Raw genomic sequence first — 386 nt, 5'->3', positions numbered from 1 at the left:
GAGCTGGCGGGGGTAGGCCGACCAGGCCGCGATGATCAGCTGCGGACGGTGCTCCCTGGCGAGGCGCTCGACCGCCTCCATGTCCACGCCGCTGGTCTTCTCGTCGACGTGGTAGGCCGCGACCTTGTAGAGCTTGCCGGAGAAGTTGATCTTCATGCCGTGGGTGAGGTGGCCGCCGTGCGCCAGCTCGAGGCCGAGGATCTTGTCGCCCTTGTTGATGAGCGCGTGGAGGACGGCCGCGTTGGCCGTGGCGCCCGAGTGCGGCTGGACGTTGGCGTGCTCGGCGCCGAACAGCTCCTTGGCGCGCGCGATCGCGAGGTTCTCCGCGATGTCGACCTGCTCGCAGCCGCCGTAGTAGCGGCGGCCCGGGTAGCCCTCGGCGTACT

The 386-nt window shown here is 69.7% G+C and carries 1 pseudogene; it reads right to left on the bottom strand.

From position 1 onward, the window contains the following. Nucleotides 1–386 (bottom strand): annotated as a pseudogene (locus tag G3I78_RS50685) (aminotransferase class I/II-fold pyridoxal phosphate-dependent enzyme); the annotation flags it as partial.

Origin of the sequence: Streptomyces sp. SID13726 (genome assembly GCF_010548375.1) — a bacterium.
Classification (GTDB): domain Bacteria; phylum Actinomycetota; class Actinomycetes; order Streptomycetales; family Streptomycetaceae; genus Streptomyces.
Note: the sequence above shows the minus strand (reverse complement) of the source record. Positions and strands in the feature narration are given on the sequence as shown.